Origin of the sequence: Undibacterium sp. Ji49W (assembly GCF_049340205.1) — a bacterium.
GTDB lineage: Bacteria > Pseudomonadota > Gammaproteobacteria > Burkholderiales > Burkholderiaceae_D > Undibacterium.
Map to the genome: position 1 here is coordinate 164026 of NZ_JBMPOW010000013.1, position 23386 is coordinate 187411.

Genomic DNA, 23386 nt, shown 5'->3' on the forward strand with positions numbered 1-23386 from the left:
CAATCAGTCATTCAATGAGTCATTCAATCAGTCAGTCATTCGCTCAGTCCAGCATGGCAGTCAGGGCGGCACTCATTTTCTCTTCCAGATGTGGCCCATTGCGTTGCAAAAACAGGGCGGCAATATGATGCTGATTGGCATAAGCCAGGCCATCTTCGCTGCCGAGTACAGTCAGGGCCGTGGCCAGCGCATCGGCAACCATGCATTGGGGATGCAATACGGTGACCGAAGCCAGTTCGTTGGCCACCGGGTAGCCGGTGCGCGGGTCCAGCGTATGTGCATAACGTTGACCATCCTGCTCAAAGTACTGGCGGTAATCGCCCGAGGTGGCAACGGACAATTCATGCAGTGCCACCATGTATTCTTTCTTTGGTTCGCTGGCCTGCATGTCGCCGGGGCTTTCGATGGCAACCCACCATGGTGACATATCCGCCTTCATGCCCAGGCCGCGCAATTCGCCGCCCAGTTCTATCAGATAACTGCTGATGGACAGGGATTCAAGAAAGCGTGCTATCTGATCGACGGCAAAACCCTTGGCAATCGACGACAGGTCCAGCGCAATGCCGCCCGGTTGCAGCAAGCGGTGCTTGATATGGTCCAGCTCCAGCGTTTTCCAGTTACCGGCCTGCATGGCTGTTTGAATCTGTGACGGTTCTGGTGCCGTCGCACGTTTGCCGGTCGGGCCAAAGCCCCACAGATCAACCAGCTTGCCCGCCGTGATGTCGAAGGCACCGGCAGTCTGTTGTGAAAGGTAGAGGCTGTAATCGACGACCTTGAAAAATTCACCAGGCAGTTGTTGCCAACTGCCTGCGTTTGCGCGGTTGTACACGCACAGATCAGATGCCGGGTCCCAGGTACTCATCTGCATGACGACCTGATCCAGCACCCGCTGTATGCCCGCTTGTATTCCAGCTTCCAGCACTGCATGTTCGTGCTTGCCATCTGACAGCAACTGGACATGCCAGCTGGTTCCCATGGATGCACCAGTCAGCGTCAGGCTTTGTGTCCCGGCTACAGGTGCAGATGGTTCAGATGCTTCCAGAGGAATAAAAACACGACGCATGGTAAGGATTGGCTTTACAGATTATTGTGGCAAGACTTCCAGTGTCGCCACATAACTCGCGACCCTGACCTTGGCAGGTGCTTTGACCTGTTTGTCATCTTTCAGTTCTGCTTCTAGCCAGTACAGGCCAGCGTTTGCCCAGGTGATGCTGAATTTGCCGTCCTTGTCGGTGACAAAGGTTTTTTCATCCAGCTTTTGACGGTAGCGTACGCCACCAGCGATCACAGTCACGTTGACATTGGCGGCTGGTTTGCCATCCAGCAACAGACGGAACTGTGCTGTTTCACCTGCCACCAAGTCATTCGGATGCGTGATGCCGCTCAGTTCCAGCCCGCTGCCGCTGATATCCATGGCCTTGCCGCCGGGTTTGCCATTGGTAACGAAAGTTTCAACACGGCCACTGCGTTGCGTGACTTGCAGTTCTTCTGCATTTGCCGGTACTTCCTTGGCAAACGCTTCTGCCGTGCCGCGCCAGCGTTTGACCTTGCCTTCTTCTTTATAGCTGGCCATCAGGCCTTCATTCACGAAGCCGATTTTATAGCTGCCGACCTGGCTCAGTTTCACATCAAAACTGCTGCGGAACTTGCCGGTGCTGGCGTTTTCCGGTTTCTGTGCAGTGCCATCCGGCGCTGTAATAAACAGGTTGTCCAGCTTCAGTGCGTTGTGATCAAAAACGAAGACATCAGTCGCAGCGGCGGCATCGATTGTTACCCATGGCGTATTACCTGCCACCACAGTGGAAGACGGTACCAGGAAAGCGCGGTGTGCCTGGGCAGAGAAAGCGACGCATGCCAGTGCCGAGAGGAGGGCGATTTTTTTGAAAGTTTTCATTATTATCCTTGAGCCTGATTTATTTGATGGTCACAGCAATGGCACCCAGTTCATGACTGCCCTGGGCCTTGAGGTTTTGTTCACCCTTGGCTTGCCACTGGAATGGCACTTTGACGACTTCACGGCCACCGCCTTCACGTGCTGCTTCGACGATCAACTGGTAATCACCCGCTGGCAAATTGGCCAGCACACCCTTGTTGCCGGCAAAGCTCAGGGTTTGTTCACCCGTGGTGCGGGTTGCGCCACTGAGGCCATCGACAGGCATCTGCAATTCGCGGCCACTGCGACGCCACCATTGACGCAAGTCCTTCAGCCATTTCGTGCCTTCATTGTCGCGTTTCTTCATGTCGTACCAGACTGACAGGTTGCCGGCAAAAGTCTGGTCTGGTTTTTCCAGCCAGATGGCGACATAGGGCTTGTGGTATTCCGCCACTTTCAGGGCGGGTACTTCCACTTTCAGAGTCAGGTCGGCCGCAACGGCATTCATGGCCTGAGCGCCGAGCAGGCTGGAGATAGCAAACGGGAGCAAATTACGCATGGGTGAACAACCTTATGATGAACAATCAATGAATAAACGAAAGATAAACTTAGGATGAAACTAATGGATAAACATCAGGGCAAGCAAAAACGGTGCGACCAGGCCAAATACCACCAGCGGCCAGGTACTTGGACGTTTGCTGGCATGCATTTTCAGCAGGAATAATCCGGTCACGCAAAAAATCAGGCAGGCGACGGCAAATGCATCGATAAACCAGTTCCAGGCAGTGCCGGTATTGCGGCCCTTGTGCAGATCATTGAAATAGGCAATCCAGCCACGGCTGGTCAGTTCGTATTCGATATCGCCGGTATCGAGTGCAATGCGCATCCAGGCATCACCACCGGGGCGGGGTAGGCCAACATACACTTCTTCTGGTGACCATTCGGGTACTTGCCCGTTGACCTGAATATCCAGTTCATGACCCAGCCAGTCTGTCACCGGGGCGGGCAGCAAGGCATCATCAGTGTTTTTCAGGGCCAGCAACTGATCCAGCAAGGCCGATGGCAATTGCCCGTTCTTCTTGCTGACTACCGGATGCGCCTCAATCTGGGCAGAATGGTTCAGCGTAATGCCGGTGGCGGCAAACAGCAGCATGGCAACCAGACACATGGCGGAACTGATCCAGTGCCACTGATGCAGATGACGCAGCCAGAAGGCCCGTTTTTGTTGTAGTGGCAATGGATCGGAACTGGTTGGCTGCATGTCGTAAATCTAAGTAAATCCAAAAAAGCGAAAAATAAAGCGTATGGCTTGCTATTCTAAATGATAATTATTCTCAATTGTACATGAGTCAGCTTTCGCAGAACAGGCTGAATTGTACTTTTTTGTATCTTGCCAGAATTAAAAGTGCATTAAAGGTCTGGCAGAAACCCGACAAAAACCCGACAAAAACCCGACAAAAACTCAACAAAAAGCCGGCAAAAATCCAGCGGTTACGGGTTTAATCCGTGTTTGCCAAGTACCGGGTAAGTATCTGGCACGGGGCGGAACGGTCCCGCGTGATAAAATTTTCAGGATATTCACTTTCTCAATACACCATGAACGTCGTCATTCTCGCTGCCGGTATGGGCAAACGCATGCAGTCTTCCCTGCCGAAGGTCTTGCATGGACTGGCTGGCAAGCCCTTGCTGTCGCATGTTATCGACACGGCACGCCAGCTACATGCCAGCAATATCTGCGTTATTTATGGACATGGCGGTGAGCAAGTGCCTACTGCCGTAGCTGCCGACGACTTGCGTTTTGCCCGTCAGGAACCACAACTGGGTACCGGCCATGCCGTGGCGCAGGCAATTCCGGTACTGGATGACAGCGTACCCACCCTGGTTTTGTATGGCGATGTGCCGCTGACCACCCCCGCCAGCCTGGCACGCCTGGTTGCTGCTGCCGGTAATGACAAGCTGGGTATTCTGACCGCCCACATGGCTGACCCTACTGGTCTGGGACGTATCGTCAGGGAAAATGGCAATGGAAACATCGTGCGCATTGTCGAACAAAAAGATGCGAATGAGGCAGAGCGCCAGATTACCGAAATCAACACCGGCATCATGCTGGCACCGACCGTGCAGTTGAAATCCTGGCTGGGTCAGTTGTCGAACAATAATGCGCAGGGTGAATATTATCTGACCGACATCGTCGCACTGGCAGTCGCCAGCGGTGTCGAAGTGGTATCGGCGCAACCGGATGCCATCTGGGAAACCCTGGGTGTCAACAGCAAGGTGCAATTGGCCGAGCTGGAAAGAACCCATCAACTGAATATCGCCCGCCAGTTACTGGAACAGGGTGTGACCCTGTTTGACCCGGCGCGCATTGATGTACGTGGCGATGCGCGCGGCCACCTGCAATGCGGGCGTGATGTCAGCATCGATGTGGGTTGCGTGTTTATTGGTGATGTCGTTCTGGAAGATGGCGTCAGCATAGGGGCCCACTGCGTTATCCAGAATGCACGCATCGCGGCGGGCGCGGTGATCAAGGCGTTTTGCCATATTGAAGGGGCAATTGTTGGCGCTGCATCACAGATAGGGCCATATGCGCGTTTGCGCCCCGGTGCAGAATTGGCCGAAGATGTGCACATCGGCAATTTCGTTGAAGTCAAGAATAGCCAGGTCGCGGCGCACAGCAAGGCCAATCACCTGGCGTATATAGGCGATGCCACGATAGGCAGCCGTGTGAATATCGGTGCCGGTACCATCACCTGCAATTATGATGGCGTCAACAAAAGCCGTACCATCATCGAGGATGATGCTTTCATCGGCAGTGATTCCCAACTGGTGGCGCCAGTGCGGGTGGGCAAGGGGGCGACGCTGGGTGCTGGTACTACCCTGACCAAGGATGCACCGGCAGGCAAACTGACGGTATCCCGCCCCAGGCAATTGACGATTGATTCCTGGCAAAGGCCAGTAAAAATCAAGAAATAAAGTCTTGCAACCTGTGCGCTTGCGGTCTTGATGGATGCTGACCGCAAGCTCAGGGTATATCTTCATTAGCATTGATCAGGACAAGTGATCAGGACAGTTTCTGCAACAGTTCCGTCGCGCTGCGTGATTGCGGCGCATTGTTATTCAGGATTTCGGTCAAAAACTTTTTGGCATCATCTGCACGTTGCTGTTCCATCGCCAGTGTGGCGGCACGCAACCATACTGCACCACGGAAGTTCAGATCAGTCTGGGCAAACTGTGGGGCATCCAGCACTTCATTCAACAATTGTTCGCCTTGCTGCTTGCGGTTCATGACCCGTGGTACAGCCAGAAAAGTGCTGGCGGCGACAAAGCGTACTTCCAGCGCAACCGGTACCGAACCATGCATGGCCTGGCTGTTGCCTGCCAGTTGCAATGCCTGTTCCACCATGGCGGTGCCATCTTCCAGTGCTGTCGTTTTTTCTTCTTTTGCTATTTTTTCCAGCGAGGATTTGGCCGTCGCTGCGCCTGCATACGACATCAGCAAGGGGTTGCCTGGTTCTTGTTGCAGCAAGCTGTTAAAGCTGTTGGCGGCATGCTGGCTGGCTTGTCGTGCTGCATCAATTTCTGCCTGCCCGACGGAGTTAACGTAATCCTGGTTCAACCACATGCTGACGGCCTTGGCAACATATTGATCGTGACTGATTCCGGAGCTGGGGCTGGTGTCGGGACCAGCTACGAGTTTCTTCACTGCCGTACGGAATTCTGTTTCAGAAAAAGCCATGGCATTGCTGGCAGAGAAAATTGCCAGACTGGCAGCAAACACCAGTTTTTTGGCTGTGGCATTGTTGAGGATAGATGTAACTTTATTCATGATGAGCTCCATTTGGTAAGTTTGTTTCGGGTTATGGGTGACTGCAGAGACAGATTAAGACGCGCTGTCGCATGCCACCATCGCAATGAGACCAAACGTAGAAAAAGGGAGTAAAACCAACAAAAAATGGCGTAAGCGGAATGGAAAATCTGGCTGGAACCAGAAAATTCAACTATGGTGTAAAGAGGCTTTTTTACCACAGACCGTCAGCCTGCAAGAGCCAAAGGCGGCAATAGAAAGGAAACTGAAAGCCTCAATTCTTTAGCATGTATTCAGGGCGTATTGAACTGTTTGTATTCACATCACAGGTCAGCACGACCTGGACTACATGACGCGCATGTTGTCTGCAAAATAAAATTTCTAAAGGAGAACAGCAATGGAAAAGCTACTCGGCGTCGCAACGCTGGTATGCATGGCAAGTGCAGCACATGCACAATCAAGTGTGACCATCTACGGTTTGATTGATGCCAATATCACTTACAACAACAATGCTGATGCAAATAAAAACAGCCAGTTCAAACTCAACAGTGGTGGTATGAATACATCGCGCTTTGGTCTGCGCGGTAGCGAAGACTTGGGCAATGGCCTGAAAGCCATCATGCAGCTGGAAGGCGGCGTCTTGCTGGATACCGGCGCATCCGATGGTGACATCTTTGGCCGTCAGGCGAACGTGGGTTTGCAGGGTGACTTTGGTCGTATCGTTGCTGGTCGTTCTTACAGCACAATCTATGATTTCATTTTGCCATTTGACCCTATGGGCTATGCGCCGCAATATTCCTGGGCAACTTCTGCCGGTGCTACGGGCAACCGCAAAGACGGCATGCTGACCGGTGTTTCCAATCTGCTCAAATACCAGTTTGATGGCAAGGGTTTCAAACTGGGTGCAACCTATGGTTTTGGTGAAGTCGCTGGCAATACGTCGGGCAACGCCAAATACATCCTGGCTGCCAGTGCATTTGATGGCCCATGGGCTGCGGTCATCACTTACGAACAAAACAATAGCGCACCGATCGCCAACGGCTCTTACGACCAGGCCAAGGTATTGCATCTGGGCGGCACCTATGATCTGGGTGATGCCAAGCTGTTTGTCGGTTACCGCAATTTCAAGAAAACCCTGGCTACCGGCGCAGCCGATCAGCGTAGTGACACCCTGTGGCTGGGTGCCAATTATGCAGTGGCTCCGGCATGGACATTGACAGGTGTGTACTACTATCAAGACATCAAGAATGTAGCGCCAGGTGCAGATGCTGACCCGGGTTTGCTGGTATTGCGCGCCAGATATGCTTTGTCGAAACGCACTGACATCTACGTAGCCACCGGCTATGCCAAGGCCAGCAACAACAAGCTGACAGGTGTATCACGTGATGATGCCGGTTTTGCGACCAATCAGTCGTCTGCGACGGTAGGTATTCAACACCGCTTCTGATCGATTCTGATCGATTCTGATCGATTCTGATCGTTTCTGATCAAGTAGTGCAGTAGAAAACTGAATGGCCTGAACTGCGATTGCAGCTCAGGCCATTTTTGCTTGATGAAACTGTTCGTTTATGTTCCTAGTGCGGCCTGACTTCTTTCTTCAGCGCCGCCATCGCCATTTTTTCTACCAGGCCTGGTGCTATCAATTTCAGCCAGCGCCCCAGTTTGCCCTTGAAGGTCATGACCACTTCGCGGTCGCCGCGTTCATAGCCGCGTATGATCAGGGCGGCGCATTCTTCTATCGACATCGCATCATCTTCTTTCAGACCACTGCTGCCAGCAGCTTCGCCTGCGGCGTTATAACCGTGATAGCGGATCTGGGTGGCAACCACGCCAGGGTAAGCCAGCGTGACCCTGACGCCTGAACCCCTGAGCTCTGCACGCAGGCTTTCAAAAAAACCGACCATGGCAAATTTGCTGGAACTGTAAGCCGTGCGACCTGGCACACCGATCAAGCCGGCCAGCGAAGAAACGGCAACGATGGAGCCACGCGATTTTTTCAGGTAGGGCAGTGCCGCATGCGTGCACCAGATACTGCCCCAGAAATTGATACGCATCAGTTCCTGGTACCAGCCCAGGTTATCCACCTCTTCAAACAGCGCCTGTGCAGATTTACCGGCATTGTTGATCAGCACATCAATGCTGCCAAACTGTGCTACAGCGGCTTCTATCAACTGGCGGCAATTCGATTCCATGCCGACATCGGTTTTCACCACCAGCGATACGGCACCGAACGCCTTGCACTCAGCAGCCACTTTTTTCAAGGCATCTTCATTGCGGGCAGCCAGCACCAGTGCCAGTCTGGCACCGTGGGTGCGTGCCAACTGACGCGCCATTTCTGCACCTATACCATCAGAACTGCCGGTGATGATGACGACCTTGTGTTTTTCAGTCATGTTTTATAGCTTTCATCCATGCGATCCAGTTTGCGTATCAGGGACGGCCACACAAAGGCACCACCCAATCCACCCGTCTGCACACGCATGGCTTCAGACACCCCTTTGACGATCAGGGGATTGACGTGAACCAGTTCACCTCCACCAGCCTGTGCTGCCAGTTGTATCTGGCAGGTAGCTTCAAAGGTGTACATCGACAGGAAGGCATCGGCGATCGATTTACCCACTGTCAACAAGCCATGATTGCGCAACACCAGAAAGTTAGCCTGTCCCATGTCAGCTTGCAAGCGTGGTTTTTCATCTTCCCTGAAAGCAACGCCCTCATAATCATGATAAGCCAGCGATGCCAGCACAAAAGTCGATTGCTGCGACAGTGGCAGCACCCCGCATTTTTGCGCGCTGACAGCCACCCCGGCACGGGTATGCGTATGCAATACGCATTGCACATCTTCACGTGCCGCATGCACGGCGCTGTGGATGACAAAGCCAGCCGGGTTCACCGGGAAGGGCGAATCAATCACCTTGTTGCACTGCTGATCCACCTTCACCAGAGACGACGCCGTGATCTCGTCAAACATTAGCCCATACGGATTGATCAGGAAATGATGTTCAGGGCCCGGGATGCGGGCGCTGATATGAGTGAATACCAGATCGCTCCAGCCATAGGCGGCGACCAGGCGGTAACAGGCGGCCAGATCGACGCGCAATTGCCATTCTTCTGCGCTGACCTGATCCTTGATTGAGGCTATGTTCATACTATCTCCAGTGTTGTTTTTTTGAATGAGACTTACGTATCAGCACTTATTTGACTACAGCTTCGCTGACTGCTGTCTTGTAGATCGTATTACGTGGTTTGCTGAATAATTGCTTCAGCATCGGTTCAAATTCCACCAGCGGAAAAGTTTCAGCATGCGCATCAAATGAAGGGTTGTCGTACAAGGCACAAAATTCTGCCGTGCGTTCAAAGTGGGTGTGCTGACGGAATTGCTCGCGCATATCCCTGTCCATGCCGATGTGGTGGAAGAAGTAATGCCCCTGGAAGATGCCATGGTGTTGCACCATCCACAGATTGTCTTCAGTGACAAAGGGTTTCAGAATGGCTGCCGCAATATCCGGGTGGTTGAAAGAGCCCAGGGTATCGCCAATATCATGCAGCAGGGCGCAGCACACATATTCATCATCACGGCCATCGCGCATGGCACGGGTGGCTGTTTGCAATGAATGGGTGAACCGGTCTATCGGGAAACCGCCGTAATCACCTTCCAGTAGACGCAAATGCTTGATGACCCGTTCGGGCAGGTGCTGGGCAAATTGCATGAATTCACCACCGATGACTTGCCAGTCTTCTTTTGTACTGTCCTCCATGCGGACAAATTGGGCGTGATGTTGCATGTGACTGTCTCCTCAGTAAATGCTTGTCGGCATACCTTACAACGCTGTTCTTATCTTAAACTGTCAAATATTTTACAATTGGACGTTTACATAATTCTGCCCTGATTAATTTGATCCCTATGCTGGCCATAACCCCTGACGACAGTACCATGCACATCCTGCTGGGCGATCCCTGGTTTGCTGCCCTGCCTGCGCGGGACCGTAAGGCTATGGTAGCCGCAGGCGAGCATTTGCGCTTGCGGCCTGGTGAAATGCTGTTTCGCCAGGGTGATATGCCCAGCGGTTTCTATGCTGTCATCAGCGGCAGTATCAAGATGTCCACGCTAAGCGAAGGCGGGCGCGAAGCCATACTCATCATTCTTGACGCCGCCACCTGGTTTGGTGAAATTTCATTGATTGATGGCCAGCCACGCACCCATGACGCAACCGCTCTGGATGAAGTCGAGTTGCTGGTCTTGCCCCCGGCAACTTTTGCCATCCTCATGCAAAGAACAGTCTTTGCCACAGCCATTGCACAAATGCTGGCACGACGCATACGCCTGTTATACGGTATCGTGGAAGATGGCGGCCTGCGATCAGTCAGGGCCAGGGTGGCACGTCGCCTGTTATTGCTGGCAGATGTTGCCAACCGCCAGCAGGGTGACCATGCGATGGTCAAAGTCACGCAGGAATCGCTGGCGATGATGCTGGGCATAACTCGCCAGACCCTGTCGAAAGAATTACAGTTTTTCAGCCAGAATGCCTTGATCAGGCTGGCTTATGGCAAGATAGAAATACGATCAGAAAGCAGGCTGGCCAATTACTGCGACAAAGAATAATTTTGTTAAATTTTCTTAAGTGAAATGTTTCTTTGCGAAAAGCGGCGTTCTGGTCTATTGTAGACAGACTCCTTGTTTCAGGCGGGCTGTGATGAATTTCCTGACAAAATGGTATGGCATGCGCGGTGGCTTTCTTTACCTGCTGTTGAGCAGTATGGCAGTGCAGGCGCATGCTGCCTGTTCGCGTATCATCAATGCCCCGGTTGCCGCGCAGGGCCATAGCGTCATTGTCAATGGTGACAACATTACCGGCATTTATCCGGATATTTTTAAAGGCCTTGCTTCCAGGGAAACTTGTCAGTTTCATTTTTCTGCCGTACCCAGGGCCAGGCTGGAACTACAGTTTGAAAACGGCCAGGCAGATATCCTCTTCCCCGCCATTCGCACCAACCGCCGTGATGAACATGGTATTTTCGTGCCGCTGATCTATACTCGCGCCACCCTGATTTCCATTCAGTCAGCACGCCCTGCCATACACAGCCAGCAAGAACTGCTGGAACAAAAGAACCTGAAAGTGGCACTGGTACGTGGCTATGACTACGGCGAAGCCTACCAGTCCATTTCGGCTGAGCTTGGTCGGCAGGGCAGGCTGATCCTGGAAACCGATGCCGTTTCCGTTGCACGGGTGTTGAAGGCAGGTGTGGCAGATATCACCATCATGGCTCCATACATTTTTGCCGGTGCGGTGCAGGCCGATGCCAGGGTCGATGATTTATCCGAGAAATTACGTTTTGAAGCCATCCCCGAACTGCCTTGGGGCGATAGCGGCGTCTACCTGTCCAAAAAATCACTGACCCAGGATGACCGCAATGCCTTGCAGGACATGATGGAGCGGGCAGCGCGTTCAGGCGCGGTGTGGAAGGGATTCTTGCGCTATTACAAACCAGAGGTGTTGAAAGAAGGCAACCGCCCTCGCTAAGTGTAGCCAGGCGTGATTACTGTGTTTTATATTCACTGTAGATGAAGTATTTGGGCAATATATCAATGGGTTTTGGCAGAAATACAGCGCTACTGCGCATCTTCCTATTTTTTAGCGTCAGTGTTTTTGGCGCACAGGCACTGGCCGCATGTTCGCGCACCATCAATGTGCCGCTTGCTGCCACGGGGCGCAGCGTCATCATCAATGGAGAAAAGATTGACGGTATCTACCCGGACATCTTGCGTAACCTGACTGAGACATGCAAATTCACCCTGACCGCCGTACCCAGGGCAAGGATGGAATTGATGTTTGAAACCGGGCGGGCCGATCTGCTCATCCCTGCCAGCAGAACCCCCAAGCGTGATGAACATGGCATTTTTATCCCCATGATCTACAACCGCGCTACCATCATTTCCATAGACAGCAATCGCCCTGTAATTACATCAGCGCAAGATCTGCTGGACAAGAAAGACCTGAAAGTGGTTTTGGTGCGTGGCTTTGATTACGGTCCCACCTATCAGGACCTGATCAGGCAGCTAAACAAACAGGGGCGATTGTTTTTTGATGCCGATCCGCTTTCCGTCGCCCGCCTGTTAAAGGCGGGCATTGCCGATATCACCATCATGGCACCCTCCATACTTGCCGGCGCCATGATGGACGATGCCCGTGTGCAAGACATGCTGGACAAGCTGCGTGTTGAACCTATTCCTGAATTACCCTGGGGTGATAGCGGTGCCTATATTTCAAACAGATCCCTCAACAAGGAAGACAAGGCAGCCTTGAAAGACCTGCTGGAGCAAGTCGCCAAATCCGGCACAGTCTGGAAAGGCTTCATGCGCTATTACCCCGCCAGCGTCCTGATGGAAAGCATACGTCCGCGCTGATAGCGTCTTACAGGGCAATGCCCGTTTCAAACTTGCTACGTAGAATAGAAAAAAAGCTGCGTACATTACGCACATTGGCGTGGGCCGCAAACAGCCGGTGCGCCAGCGCATGGTACGCCGCCATATCCGCCACCTGTATCACCAATACAAAATCCGGCCCGGGTGATATCCGGTAGCATTGCTGCACGGCGATTTCCTGCGCCACCAGTTGTTCAAATTCCAGCAGTTTTTCTGTCGCCTGATGATCAAGCGTGATTTCCACAATCGCCGTCAGGCCAGCTCCCAGCTTGGTGGTATCCAGTATCGCCACCTGGCGGGCAATAATACCCTCATCCGTCAGCCGCTTGACGCGACGCAGGCAGGTAGGGGCAGACGCATGCACGCGCAAGGCCAGTTCATGATTGGTCAGGGATGCATCCTTTTGCAATTGTTGCAAAATACGCTTGTCCAACTCGTCGATGGTAAACATGTGGCTAATTATTTCTTGAAATGACTATAAATGAAATAATAGTTCAAATATGAAATTGATGTTCTTTAAATTTCAATAATGATTGAATTTTGAAAGAAAACATCATTCCATCTGCTTTAGCATGGCTACATATCAATTCTTTCATCAGAGGTCATCATGTGCGGTATCGTCGGCGCAGTTGCACAACGTAATATCACCCCCGTCTTGCTCGAAGGCTTGAAACGGCTTGAATACCGTGGTTATGACTCTTGCGGCGTCGCCCTGCATGTAGATGGCCACCTGCAACGCTCACGCAGCACATCCCGCGTGGCCGACTTGCAAGCGCAGATAGACCAGTCCGGCCTTGCTGGCTTCACCGGCATTGCCCACACCCGCTGGGCCACGCACGGCGCACCGTCTTCATCAAATGCCCACCCGCATTTTTCACGTGACCGCATCGCTCTCGTGCACAACGGCATCATAGAAAACCATGAAGAACTGCGCGCCGAACTGACACAGGCCGGTTATGTCTTTGAAAGCCAGACCGACACCGAAGTCATCGCCCACCTCATAGACCACCTCTACAGCGGTGATTTGTTTGAGACTGTGCAAATCGCCATCAAGCGCCTGACTGGCGCATTTGCCATCGCCGTATTCTGCCGCGATGAACCACACCGCGTCGTCGGCGCACGCCAGGGGTCTCCGTTGATCGTCGGCGTTGGCCAGGGCGAAAATTTTCTCGCATCCGACGCCATGGCGCTGGCAGGCACCACAGACCAGATCATCTACCTGGAAGAAGGCGACGTAGTAGACCTGCAACTGCAAAAAGTATGGATAGTCGATAGCGAAGGCAAATCAGTCCAGCGCGAAGTAAAAACCGTACACGCCCACAGCGGCGCAGCAGAGCTCGGCCCTTACCGCCACTACATGCAAAAAGAAATTTTCGAGCAACCGCGTGCAATTGCAGACACGCTCGAAGGCGTCATCAGCATCATGCCCGAACTGTTTGGTGATGGTGCCTACAAAGTCTTCAAGCAGATAGACTCAGTATTGATACTCGCCTGCGGCACCAGCTATTACGCTGGACTGACAGCCAAATACTGGATAGAAGCAATCGCTAAAATCCCCGTCAATGTAGAAATCGCCAGCGAATACCGCTACCGCGAAAGTGTACCCAACCCCAATTCACTGGTCGTCACCATCTCGCAAAGTGGCGAAACCGCAGACACCCTGGCCGCATTAAAACATGCACGCAGCCTGGGCATGCTGCACACACTCACTGTCTGCAATGTATCCACCAGCGCCATGGTGCGCGAATGCGCCTTGTCATACATCACACACGCTGGTGTCGAAGTCGGCGTCGCCTCCACCAAGGCTTTCACCACACAACTGGCAGCACTCTTCCTGCTGGCACTGTCCCTTGCACAAAGCAAAGGCCGCCTCACCGAAACTGATGAGGTAGAACACATCCGTGCCCTGCGCCACCTGCCCGTCGCCATCAGCGCCGTGCTGGCACTGGAACCACAAATCATTTCCTGGGCAGAAGAATTCGCCCGCAAAGAAAACGCACTCTTCCTCGGTCGCGGCCTGCATTACCCCATCGCCCTCGAAGGCGCATTAAAACTCAAAGAAATTTCCTACATCCACGCCGAAGCCTACCCGGCAGGTGAACTCAAGCACGGCCCCCTGGCCCTGGTCACCAAAGAAATGCCCGTCGTCACCGTCGCCCCCAACGACACCCTGATAGAAAAACTCAAATCCAACATGCAGGAAGTCCGCGCCCGCGGCGGCGAACTCTACGTCTTCGCCGACGCCGACTCCCGCATCACCTCCAGCGAAGGCGTACACGTGATACGCCTGCCAGAACATTACGGGCAGTTGTCACCAATATTGCACGTAGTGCCACTGCAATTGCTGGCGTATCACACGGCATTGGCACGGGGGACGGATGTGGATAAACCGAGGAATTTGGCGAAGAGTGTGACGGTTGAATAGGGCAGTATATTGAGTTACATTGCCATGATCACCAAGCCCCCAATTTTTGGAGAAAGCAGATCATGGCAAAGTACCTCATTTCATTTCCCAGTGCTGCAATGAAAGTACCCGACAGTGAGATGGAGGCAGTGGGGCGAGATGCCCATGCTGTGATACGCGAGACTAAGGAAGCAGGCGTCTATGTTTTCGCCGGTGGTATTGATGAAACAGTGCCGCCCGTTCTGGTATCAGCCAATGGCGCAGTCGCTGAGGGAGGCTACCCTTGGGCACCTCCACTCAATGGTGGATTCACTGTACTTGAGCTTCCTTCAAGAGAGGACGCCATCGCCTGGGCCACGCGTCTTGCGAAAGCCTGTCGCTGTGATCTGGAGCTTAGGGTATTTTGGTTTGATTCGGAGTTGTGAGGTCGGAGTGTTGCTGTACATTCTGCTCGCTCCCGAAATGCGCGCTTCGGTCGAGGTGAGTTAGAGCTAGTGTAGTTCCGCTTTGGGTCGATATCGTCCGACCTGCCTCGACCAACTTAATTTACTGATCGTCTGCCGAGCCACTTTCAGGTCTTCCTCTCAACCAGCTATATTCAATGCAATCAAGATTCACGCCGTCGAATAAAGTAGAGCGAGCGAGGACAAGGTTGATCGTGGCAGCCATCCTATGGCATTGCTTAGCAGCTTTTGCCTGAATGACTTAGCTCATGCTTAGCGAAGGCTTCCGATATGTCACTTTTAGAAATTAAAAGACGTTCATCGGTGATTGCGCTCTCTTGGGGCGGTACTGTCGTAGTATGATTGAAACTAGCCTACTTCTATGTATCTCGGTTTAGACCTGATGAGAGTGCGCACGTGTCGACGATAGTCAATACGAGCTTGTCGCCTCCAATCATCAAGCCTTGGCTCAAAGTATCTGCCCACTACTGGGATTTTCACTGCCCAGCCCCACCATGGTGGGCTTATGTATTTATCAAGCTCCGATTCAGTAAACTTGATGCCAATGAGCCGGAGAAGCTTAGGGTTCGAGCCTAGAGGCACGACCTCACGCCAAAGGCCTTGCCGATGTAAGATATTAGTTCTGTACGGCAGCGGTCCGGCATTTTGACATTGACCGAACCACAGGCATCGAATTTCCGCGCCCTGTCGATTTGCTTGTGACTTCAACCCGCCAATGGGTAAGAAGTTAGCTCCTGAGTCTGCGTTTAGTGTGTTGCAGCTGGAAGTCCTCATCCTACACGTTCGGAGAATTTCCATTGCAGTCCACACGTCGGTGATGTGCCTGATTCGTTTTGTCAAATCCATCTCCTATCTTTCTGGTTAGTGACTAGGGGCTGTTGACGTTTGAGCGTAAGCCTTTGAAAAAGAAAGGCAAACTTGTATTGTTAAGGTTCTCACACCGGATTAACACGAGTTTGCCATGCCCCGATTGCTGCTCAACGACGAGCTTTGGTCGAAGCTAAAGAAGATTTTGCTTCAAGAACGAATTTATAACAAGCGCAATTTACGCCTGATGGTAGAAGCGATGCTGTATCGGTTGAGAGTGGGTTGCCTGTGGAGAGACTTACCGAAAGCGTTTGGTCGCTGGAACTCGATTTATAAGAGATTTAATGCCTGGTCAAGCTGCGAGAAGTGGCGTGCAGTTTTTAACAAAGCTGAACAAAGCTGGGGTTAGGTCTATCATTACGACATTTTGGATTTGATTGTTGTGTCTGAAATATCCCCAAGCACAGCGACCAGCAAGATAAGTTTAAGCCTCCTGTACTGACTCTCCAAGGCCGCAAAAAAGTTGCCTGCATCTCTGACAGCACCTCCTCATGCGATTTCATGCGTGCCACTACCTGACCGTGTCACAAAGCCTGCTCATCCATTAGTTACAAGTCCGATTAAGAAAAGGAAGTCGTCGTCTGCTAAAACTCCCATTTCACTACGCCAAAGTAATCGAGCATTGCAGTAGACAATATCGAAGCGGAATGTATAACAAGAATAAATATCTACTTCTTTGTATGCCTGGTCAAACCGCATCCCGTAGGCTTAACCAGAACACTACTAATTCAAACTGAACGAAACCAAATGAACTGGCTAAAGAAACTCTTAGGCGGCAAGAATTCCAGCAACATGGCGGAAGTAGTTCAATCAACGATGGCCGCTACTCAGGCTGCTGCGCCGATATTTACTGCTGACCACAAGGTGCAAGAAAACGCAGAACTTCACGCGCAAGAAGCTTTGCGTTTTGCAAGGGAAACGTATCAGCATGAACTGGATTGGACCGATGCGAGTGTCGCTCATATTGAAACCATGCTGGCGGAGTACCACGCAACTTTACCGAATATGTCGCCGGACGATGACAAGGTGCAGACGTTTGCAAGAATGTTCGGCAGCTATGTTGGTGAAGTTTATCGTCGTAACCATGGTGCGACTTGGGGTGTGATTAGCTGGCAAGGGGAGGATGTGCCGGGCCTGCAATGCGAAGGCAATACTAATTTGTTGTGGCCCTGGATGCGTGCATACAAGCGCATCAAGAACGGGCCAGAAGAGAATATCTGGCATTACTATCAAATACAGGTACTAAAGCAGAATCAGGGCAATAGCCAGAAGCCATTCAATATCGGTCAGCGAGTGCGCCATGAGCGTTTTGGTGTTGGTGAAGTATTTGCCTATCACGAAGAAGTGGAATTCCCATGTGCCTGGATACGATTTGAAAACGGCGAGAGTAAATTGATTAATCTGACTGGTGGCAAGGTAGAGGCGGTTTTAATACCCTAATTTAGAGCGTGTTATTTTTTAAAGCAGGTAGCTATTTCTAATCACACTATTATTGAACGCTGACCAAGACTTACTGAATCGCCACCGCAAATGCCGTTTGCGCCATTTGTGACCTCCATTATTTGTAAGTTTTCTGTAACAGAAAAATCAATTTGTGTCTTACAGGTTTGTCATAAACGACCGGAGCGGTAATACCACTTTCGTTTTTGTGCAAAATTTTGTTCGATTCAAGATGTACCTTCACTTCTTGCGGCCATTTTTTGTCACCGGCTTTGCCGGGTATTGTTAGTGGCATTAGCGCTGTACCCTTATCGTCGTATTTGGATGCACGGTAATACACTATCTCTTTCCTCTCTATTTTATTTGCAGACGATATGAAGTGCTGAGTTTCTTCGTCGTTGCCATGATTGCAAATGAATTCACGTCCGGAATCCAACTCCATTCCAAGCTTCCTGTCTGAATAAAAATGGTGCGGTGTCTTATTCCGCGTGTGAGATGCGTGTCAATGAATGATGAAGTCAGCGGAATGAAAAATTCTGCAATTCGCATCACGATTTTTTGTTCAGCGCAGTGATTGAACGATGTTGAAACTGACCAAATCTGTCAGTGCACTGACAAAAATTGAGATGAACCATGTCTCAATTCAGTGAGGGTTTATGGTCTTCCTGGTCTGTTGCGTATCTGCCCGGGCTGGCTTGCAAGCCGCATGGTGACTGGGTACTGTGGCGCTTCGACAAACAAAGACACCCACTGTTAGGCCATTTTCTTTTTTGAATTCATCGCATTACAGGCAGTTCATTATTCGTGCGCATCCACAAGCATGCGCCATGGATTTCAAAAGATGTCGCACACAAGCTCCATCAAAAATGACTAACGTATAAACCAGGAGTTCTTACGTGAAAAAACTATCTGCCCGCATGACGACCGTCTGTCTGGCGTCATCTCTACTCTGCTTGCAACTGTCAGGTTGCGGAGGTTCCAGCAGTGCTGATTCTGCTGCTCAGAATGGCGCAGGCAATGCGCCCATGGCGGCACCACCGCAAGCTGCACCGGCTGCCGAAACTGTGCTGACACCTGTCAGTGCTACTGCCAGTTCCATGGAACGTGGCGACCTGTCTGCTGCTGCGGCAATCGATCATAATGACAACACGCGCTGGGGTAGTGGTTTTACTGATGACCAGTACCTGACACTGGATTTCGGCAAAACCGAAACCATCACCCGCGTGCGCATACAGTGGGAAAACGCCCATGCCATACAGTACCTGTTGCAGGTGTCTGACAATAATGCAGACTGGACCACGATCAAGACGGTAGATAACAGCCAGGGCGGTGTTGAAGACCTGACCGATCTGAACGGCAAGGGCCGCTATCTGCGTATGAAAGGTATCAAGCGTTCGACACAGTATGGGTATTCGATTATTGAAATCCAGGCTTTTTCTGGTACGCCAGTGGTGTCGCAGCCGGGTACAGATCCAACGCAACCAACACAGCCCAGCCAGCCAAGTCAACCAGGTCAGGTAGACTTGAGCAAGCCTGGTGTGGCAGTCAAACCTGTGGCGGCAAGCTCTTCCGCAGTAGAAAATCAGGCCATGTCGGCTGCCATGGCGATTGACGGAAAAATGAATACGCGCTGGGGCAGTACGTCTGAAGACGGTGCGTGGATACAGTTTGATTTTGGTACCAAGACACCAGTTGGCTACATGAAGCTGGTCTGGGAAAACGCCTATGGCAAAGAATATGCATTGCGTGTGTCGGATGATGGCCAGACCTGGTCACAATTGCGCTATGTCAGCGGTGGCAAGGGCGGTACGGAAGAATTCTTTAATCTCGGTGCCAATGCCCGCTATATACGCCTGCAAGGTGTGGCCCGTGCTACACAATACGGGTATTCATTGTTTGAAGTCGAATTCAAGTCGCCTGGCAGTGACAACACCATAGCCGATGCCACCACATCGGCATTGAAATTCCCTGCCAGTGGCAGTGGCTGGGCAGCATTGCCTGCCGCCGCCGAGCCATTGGAAACACTGCAATTCACGCTGCCTGATGGCACGCTGGTGACACGCTTCGGCGCGCGCGGCCTGGCTCGCCATGGTCGTGAACGTGGCGAAGAATGGAATGAAATCGGTTATGGCCCGAACGAAACCGTCGATGCCGCAACAGGTCTGCCGGTTGATAAGGGGCCGGGCAATTACCTGACCTTCGTTGCCCAATACTTCAAGAACCGCACCTGGGGTTTTGAGATACTCGACAATAGTCGCGTAGCAGGTGTGACCAAGCCGACGCTCACCGTCAATCAATACAATACCGTGGACTTTTTACCTGGGGGTGTCGCTTTCTTCCGTGGTTTTGATCGCGTAGGTGTGACGGGTTATGGCTGGATGAATCCGGGTGAACTGGTCGACCGCAATGTTGCCATCTGCAAGCCGGTTCCTTATCCGGCCAATGGCAAACTGGCGAGTGCTGATGGTGTCAACGGCGCCTGTACCTTGCGCGTCAAGGATTATCCAGGGCATGACGATCTGGATGCAAATGGCTTCCCCAATGGCAAAAATATTCCGGCCCGCCCACTGGTTGTCGGTGATGTGATTGAAGTGTCGCCGTCGATGTTTTCGACGCCTGACGGCATGGCTGCCAAAGGGGATAGCGGCGGTGTGCGCTATTACTCAGCCGAGTGGATTTATGTGGTGGGTTCCGGATTGAAGCCATGGTATGGCGTGCAACCGCGTTTGAATTCTGTGCCTTTGCCGGAAGAGACCTTGTCTGGTGGTCAGGGTTCGGTGTCTTACAACTATTCAGACAATGGTTTGTTCATGTTCCAGCAACCGCACAACAATGCGGGTATGCAAAACATCCAGCGCTTTGTTGAAGGCCGTCGTCTGGTGCATACCAACTTCACCACTGGTGATCATAACGAACCGGGCAATGATCGTTACCAGCAGGCTGTTGGCTTGCAGGGGCCGCGTTTCAACCAGTCTGCCTGTATTGCCTGTCACGTCAACAATGGTCGCAGTGTGGCACCAACCGCAACCAATCAGCGTCTGGACAGCATGTCGGTACGGGTAGCTGCGTTGAATGCAGCAGGGCAGCAGTTGCCACATCCGCAGTATGGCAGTGTGGTACAGATGAATGCATTTTCGACGTCTGGTGTACCGCAAAACTGGGGCACCAATGTCAACGTGGCCGGATTTGAAACCACTTCAGGCAAGCTGTCAGATGGCACGGTGGTTGAATTGCGCAAGCCAACACTGGCTTTCGAAGGTGCAGTACCGGCAATTTATTCCTTGCGCGCTGCCCAGCCTATGATAGGCATGGGCCTGCTCGAAGCAATACCGGAAGCAGATATCCTGGCCCGTGCACGCACCGCACCAGATGCAGATGGTGTCAAGGGTGTGGCCAACTTTGTGTTTGAACCTGAAACAGGCACGGTGCGCCTGGGTCGTTTTGGCTGGAAGGCATCCAAGGCAACCTTGCGTCACCAGACGGCTGCTGCATTGCTAGCGGATATGGGTGTGACTTCTGCACCTTACCCTAACCGCAGTTGCACGACTGACCCTGCCGGTTGCGCAGCAGCGCCACGTCAGTTGGGTATATCGGAAGCCGATCTGCAATCGATCTCGCGTTATCTGGCGCTGGTGGGTGTGCCTGCGCAACGCAGTATCCCGAGTGGTTTCCCCAAAGGTGTAGCACCGCTGGATGAACACCGTGTCGACGCGCAACAGGTAAGTGCCGGTGCCAAGCTGTTCCAGGGTATGCGCTGTGCGTCTTGCCACACGGCAGAGATGAAGACAGGCTCAGGCCATCTGTTTGCAGAGTTGCGCAACCAGACCATACGCCCTTATACCGATTTGCTGCTGCATGACATGGGCGCAGGTCTGGCTGACAAGCTGGTTGAAGGCCAGGCACAGGGCAATATGTGGCGTACTTCACCGCTGTGGGGTATCGGTTATACCGACAAGGTCATGGGCAATAGCAGCAAGGTCGGCTACCTGCATGACGGTCGTGCCCGTAACCTGACTGAAGCGATCATGTGGCATGGTGGCGAAGCGGATAAAGCGCGTCAACGCTTCCAGGACCTGTCCAAAGCAGATCGCGAGGCAGTATTGGCTTTCCTGAGATCTTTGTAACCCTGGTACTGAGTGGGCTGTCACAGCCCACCAGCGTTGCTTTTTAAAACGGCTGCTGAACAGATACATGTTCAGCAGCCGTTTGTTTTTGCAGGCATGCACTCTGGCACTATGCGTGCGCGACCTTACCTGCACGGGCTTATGCTGGCTGAGCTTTGTAAAGGTCCTTGCTATTTCTGCTCAACAAAATCAAGCGATATTTCGCTCAGATAAGGCTGTGCCTGGATCACTGCGGGCAGGTTGGATTTGATTTTTTGTTCGCCAAGAATGGCCTTGGGCGTATTTTTACCAGGGGGTAGCTGGAAGCGGAAATGCGGCGTGCAATCGCCGGATGGTTTTGAAAATGCGCCATCATTGAAGCTGGTGACGTGGCCACCGTAATCCCAGCCGAAGCCATACAGGGTGAACGGCTTGCCGTTTTGTTTTTCTACAGCCTGGATAGAATCGAGTGTCTTCAAGCCCTGATAAGTCCACTGGCTTTTCTCGATATTGATATTGACGGAAACAAGTCGGGTCATTGCGTCATCATCAAAATACACTTCTACCCTGTAGGGCTTCATCAGGTTTTGTGGATAAAGGACCAGTACTTTTTGTGTACTTCCTTCCGCGCCATCGACTTCCTGCACCGAGGCGTTTCCTGGATAGCGTTTCTTCAGGCCCTGTGCAGTATCGCCTTTCTTTACCGGGTTTTGGCAGGAAAGCGCCAGGTCAGACGGAGCAGCAGGTTTATCCGCTGCGTAAACACTCGGTGAGCTGGCAAGCGCGATGGCTGCACATAATAAAACAGCTGGTTTCAATGAAGAATTCATGGTGTTTATTTCTCGAAAAATGGATCACACGAAAAGTAAATGGATGATATGCCTGTTTCGGGTTTATGTGAACCAGACTAAAGTTCAGGTCGCTGGCTATATATTGTGGCGGCGTTCGGTGAAGAGCGCTCTGTGATAACACGTCCTAAAACAGGTGGTGTTGCTCGCACTCATTCTTATTGACGCAATGCGTTATAAGCGCCGGTATTTGCTCAACTTGATAAATGTGGCGTTATGCGCTACACTATTTTTATGATTAAATCGTTCTCTCACAAGGGTTTGCAGCTGTTTTTTGAGACTGGCACCAAGTCGGGGATACAGGCACATCACGCTGGCAAGCTAAGATTGCAACTGGCAGCCTTGCACCAAGCCGCCAAGCCAGAAGACCTCAATGCCCCAAGTTGGCGACTGCATGCACTGAAGGGCAACTTGCAAGGCCACTGGTCGCTGACAGTGAATGGCAACTGGCGTCTGACCTTCAGATTTGAAGACACTGATGTGATTCTGGTTGATTATCAAGACTATCATTAGGAGTAAACGATGCTGACCCAATTTAATCCACCGCACCCAGGTGAGTTGTTGCAGGAGTACATAGAGGGCCGCTCTGTGACAGAAGTTGCGCGACATTTGGGGGTAGACCGTACGACCTTGTCGCGTTTGTTGCATGGTAAAAGTGATCTGTCTGCTGATATGGCCTTGCGCTTCGAAGCCGCACTCGGCACCAGCGCCAGTATGTGGTTAGGTATACAAAGAGACTATGACTTATGGCAGGCAAGGCAGCAAAAGCGTCCCGTTATTAAACGGTTCACAGAAATGGCTGCATGATCACAGCAAAAGAGTCGAGTCTTGCAACGACGGTAATGCGCCTTCGCGCTGCCACAGAGATACCAGCATTCATATGCAAAACATGCTTGACTGTGAGGCGTTTTAACGCACTGTGTTGGTAGACGAAAAACATAAGACCTGAAAGCTCACCACAGAGGCACAGAGCCACAGAGAAGTGCTGGAGGCTGTAAATTTATTCCTGCTTTTGCGGTGAAATTCCCGACGTAGGGTAATGAAATGGACGCCTCCCTCCCAAACGGCATCGTGATGTGCCAAAGTAGAGTTTCGACAAACTACTTAACAGAAGGGAAGCGTCATGGAAAAGATTACCGTAATTGGATTGGATTTGGC

22 protein-coding genes and 1 pseudogene are annotated in these 23386 nt (G+C 52.0%); 12 read left to right on the plus strand and 11 right to left on the minus strand.

All coding sequences use genetic code 11. The features are described from left to right. Window positions 1-43: 43 nt before the first annotated feature. Genes ACO0LK_RS17280 through ACO0LK_RS17295 form a run of 4 tightly spaced genes read right to left on the minus strand, consistent with a single transcriptional unit; the run spans window position 44 to window position 3134 of the window. Window positions 44-1063 (minus strand): FAD:protein FMN transferase, encoded by a 1020-nt coding sequence (locus ACO0LK_RS17280; RefSeq protein ID WP_422977156.1) that lies wholly within the window; start codon window positions 1061-1063, stop codon window positions 44-46. Window positions 1064-1084: 21 nt separating this feature from the next. Continuing rightward, window positions 1085-1894, minus strand: coding sequence for a DUF4198 domain-containing protein (locus tag ACO0LK_RS17285; RefSeq protein WP_422977158.1), 810 nt, complete (start codon window positions 1892-1894; stop codon window positions 1085-1087). A gap of 19 nt (window positions 1895-1913) precedes the next feature. Further along, a complete protein-coding gene (locus tag ACO0LK_RS17290; RefSeq protein WP_186946145.1) occupies window positions 1914-2432 on the minus strand; it encodes a DUF2271 domain-containing protein in 519 nt (172 codons plus the stop codon). Between the two features lie 60 nt (window positions 2433-2492). Beyond that, complete coding sequence (locus ACO0LK_RS17295; protein ID WP_422977160.1) at window positions 2493-3134, minus strand: PepSY-associated TM helix domain-containing protein; 642 nt, start codon at window positions 3132-3134, stop codon at window positions 2493-2495. Between the two features lie 335 nt (window positions 3135-3469). Between ACO0LK_RS17295 and glmU the strand changes: the two genes are divergently transcribed. Then, entirely contained in the window at window positions 3470-4846 is a 1377-nt protein-coding gene (gene glmU, locus ACO0LK_RS17300) for a bifunctional UDP-N-acetylglucosamine diphosphorylase/glucosamine-1-phosphate N-acetyltransferase GlmU (RefSeq protein ID WP_422977162.1), read from the plus strand. 88 nt (window positions 4847-4934) lie between these two features. Here glmU and ACO0LK_RS17305 read toward each other — a convergent pair whose 3' ends face one another. Next, window positions 4935-5699 (minus strand): hypothetical protein, encoded by a 765-nt coding sequence (locus ACO0LK_RS17305; RefSeq protein WP_422977164.1) that lies wholly within the window; start codon window positions 5697-5699, stop codon window positions 4935-4937. 376 nt (window positions 5700-6075) lie between these two features. Here ACO0LK_RS17305 and ACO0LK_RS17310 point away from each other — a divergent pair, with 376 nt between their 5' ends. Further along, entirely contained in the window at window positions 6076-7125 is a 1050-nt protein-coding gene (locus ACO0LK_RS17310; RefSeq protein WP_422977166.1) for a porin, read from the plus strand. Between the two features lie 127 nt (window positions 7126-7252). On the opposite strand, the gene ACO0LK_RS17315 is transcribed toward ACO0LK_RS17310, so the two are convergent. The 3 genes from ACO0LK_RS17315 to ACO0LK_RS17325 are packed head-to-tail and all read right to left on the minus strand — an operon-like array spanning window position 7253 to window position 9463. Then, window positions 7253-8071, minus strand: a complete 819-nt coding sequence (locus ACO0LK_RS17315; RefSeq protein ID WP_422977168.1) for an SDR family oxidoreductase — start codon at window positions 8069-8071, stop codon at window positions 7253-7255. Further along, entirely contained in the window at window positions 8068-8826 is a 759-nt protein-coding gene (locus ACO0LK_RS17320) for a class II aldolase/adducin family protein (RefSeq protein WP_422977170.1), read from the minus strand. Before ACO0LK_RS17320 ends, ACO0LK_RS17315 begins: the two co-directional genes overlap by 4 nt. Before the next feature lie 46 nt (window positions 8827-8872). Further along, window positions 8873-9463, minus strand: a complete 591-nt coding sequence (locus tag ACO0LK_RS17325; protein WP_422977172.1) for an HD domain-containing protein — start codon at window positions 9461-9463, stop codon at window positions 8873-8875. A gap of 119 nt (window positions 9464-9582) precedes the next feature. Between ACO0LK_RS17325 and ACO0LK_RS17330 the strand changes: the two genes are divergently transcribed. The 3 genes from ACO0LK_RS17330 (at window position 9583) to ACO0LK_RS17340 (ending at window position 12084) form a co-directional block, all read left to right on the plus strand. Further along, window positions 9583-10281, plus strand: a complete 699-nt coding sequence (locus ACO0LK_RS17330) for a Crp/Fnr family transcriptional regulator (RefSeq protein ID WP_422977174.1) — start codon at window positions 9583-9585, stop codon at window positions 10279-10281. A 91-nt stretch (window positions 10282-10372) separates the two neighbouring features. Next, the gene (locus ACO0LK_RS17335) at window positions 10373-11200 is read left to right on the plus strand and encodes a substrate-binding periplasmic protein (RefSeq protein ID WP_422977176.1); all 828 of its coding nucleotides are present in this window, start codon (window positions 10373-10375) and stop codon (window positions 11198-11200) included. A 41-nt stretch (window positions 11201-11241) separates the two neighbouring features. After that, window positions 11242-12084 (plus strand): substrate-binding periplasmic protein, encoded by an 843-nt coding sequence (locus tag ACO0LK_RS17340; RefSeq protein WP_422977178.1) that lies wholly within the window; start codon window positions 11242-11244, stop codon window positions 12082-12084. A 7-nt stretch (window positions 12085-12091) separates the two neighbouring features. On the opposite strand, the gene ACO0LK_RS17345 is transcribed toward ACO0LK_RS17340, so the two are convergent. Next, window positions 12092-12553 carry an Lrp/AsnC family transcriptional regulator gene (locus tag ACO0LK_RS17345; protein ID WP_422977180.1) on the minus strand — a complete coding sequence of 154 codons (462 nt, stop codon included), beginning with the start codon at window positions 12551-12553 and terminating at the stop codon, window positions 12092-12094. Between the two features lie 156 nt (window positions 12554-12709). On the opposite strand from ACO0LK_RS17345, the gene glmS reads away from it, so the two are divergent. The 4 genes and pseudogenes from glmS (at window position 12710) to ACO0LK_RS17365 (ending at window position 17277) form a co-directional block, all read left to right on the plus strand. Continuing rightward, complete coding sequence (gene glmS, locus ACO0LK_RS17350) at window positions 12710-14527, plus strand: glutamine--fructose-6-phosphate transaminase (isomerizing) (protein WP_422977182.1); 1818 nt, start codon at window positions 12710-12712, stop codon at window positions 14525-14527. Between the two features lie 62 nt (window positions 14528-14589). After that, window positions 14590-14931: a YciI family protein gene (locus tag ACO0LK_RS17355; RefSeq protein WP_422977184.1), complete on the plus strand. Its 342-nt coding sequence runs from the start codon at window positions 14590-14592 to the stop codon at window positions 14929-14931. A 1000-nt stretch (window positions 14932-15931) separates the two neighbouring features. Then, window positions 15932-16159 (plus strand): annotated as a pseudogene (locus ACO0LK_RS17360) (transposase); the annotation flags it as partial. Window positions 16160-16584: 425 nt separating this feature from the next. After that, entirely contained in the window at window positions 16585-17277 is a 693-nt protein-coding gene (locus ACO0LK_RS17365; protein ID WP_422977186.1) for a hypothetical protein, read from the plus strand. 118 nt (window positions 17278-17395) lie between these two features. Here ACO0LK_RS17365 and ACO0LK_RS17370 read toward each other — a convergent pair whose 3' ends face one another. Beyond that, window positions 17396-17719 (minus strand): hypothetical protein, encoded by a 324-nt coding sequence (locus ACO0LK_RS17370; RefSeq protein ID WP_422977188.1) that lies wholly within the window; start codon window positions 17717-17719, stop codon window positions 17396-17398. Window positions 17720-18302: 583 nt separating this feature from the next. Here ACO0LK_RS17370 and ACO0LK_RS17375 point away from each other — a divergent pair. After that, window positions 18303-21401 (plus strand): di-heme oxidoredictase family protein, encoded by a 3099-nt coding sequence (locus tag ACO0LK_RS17375; RefSeq protein ID WP_422977196.1) that lies wholly within the window; start codon window positions 18303-18305, stop codon window positions 21399-21401. Between the two features lie 170 nt (window positions 21402-21571). On the opposite strand, the gene ACO0LK_RS17380 is transcribed toward ACO0LK_RS17375, so the two are convergent. Next, the gene (locus ACO0LK_RS17380; RefSeq protein WP_422977190.1) at window positions 21572-22210 is read right to left on the minus strand and encodes a hypothetical protein; all 639 of its coding nucleotides are present in this window, start codon (window positions 22208-22210) and stop codon (window positions 21572-21574) included. A 252-nt stretch (window positions 22211-22462) separates the two neighbouring features. Between ACO0LK_RS17380 and ACO0LK_RS17385 the strand changes: the two genes are divergently transcribed. Together ACO0LK_RS17385 and ACO0LK_RS17390 are read left to right on the plus strand one after the other, a co-directional pair. Further along, entirely contained in the window at window positions 22463-22741 is a 279-nt protein-coding gene (locus ACO0LK_RS17385) for a type II toxin-antitoxin system RelE/ParE family toxin (protein WP_186946162.1), read from the plus strand. Window positions 22742-22750: 9 nt separating this feature from the next. After that, window positions 22751-23035 carry a HigA family addiction module antitoxin gene (locus ACO0LK_RS17390; RefSeq protein ID WP_422977192.1) on the plus strand — a complete coding sequence of 95 codons (285 nt, stop codon included), beginning with the start codon at window positions 22751-22753 and terminating at the stop codon, window positions 23033-23035. Window positions 23036-23386 lie beyond the last annotated feature (351 nt).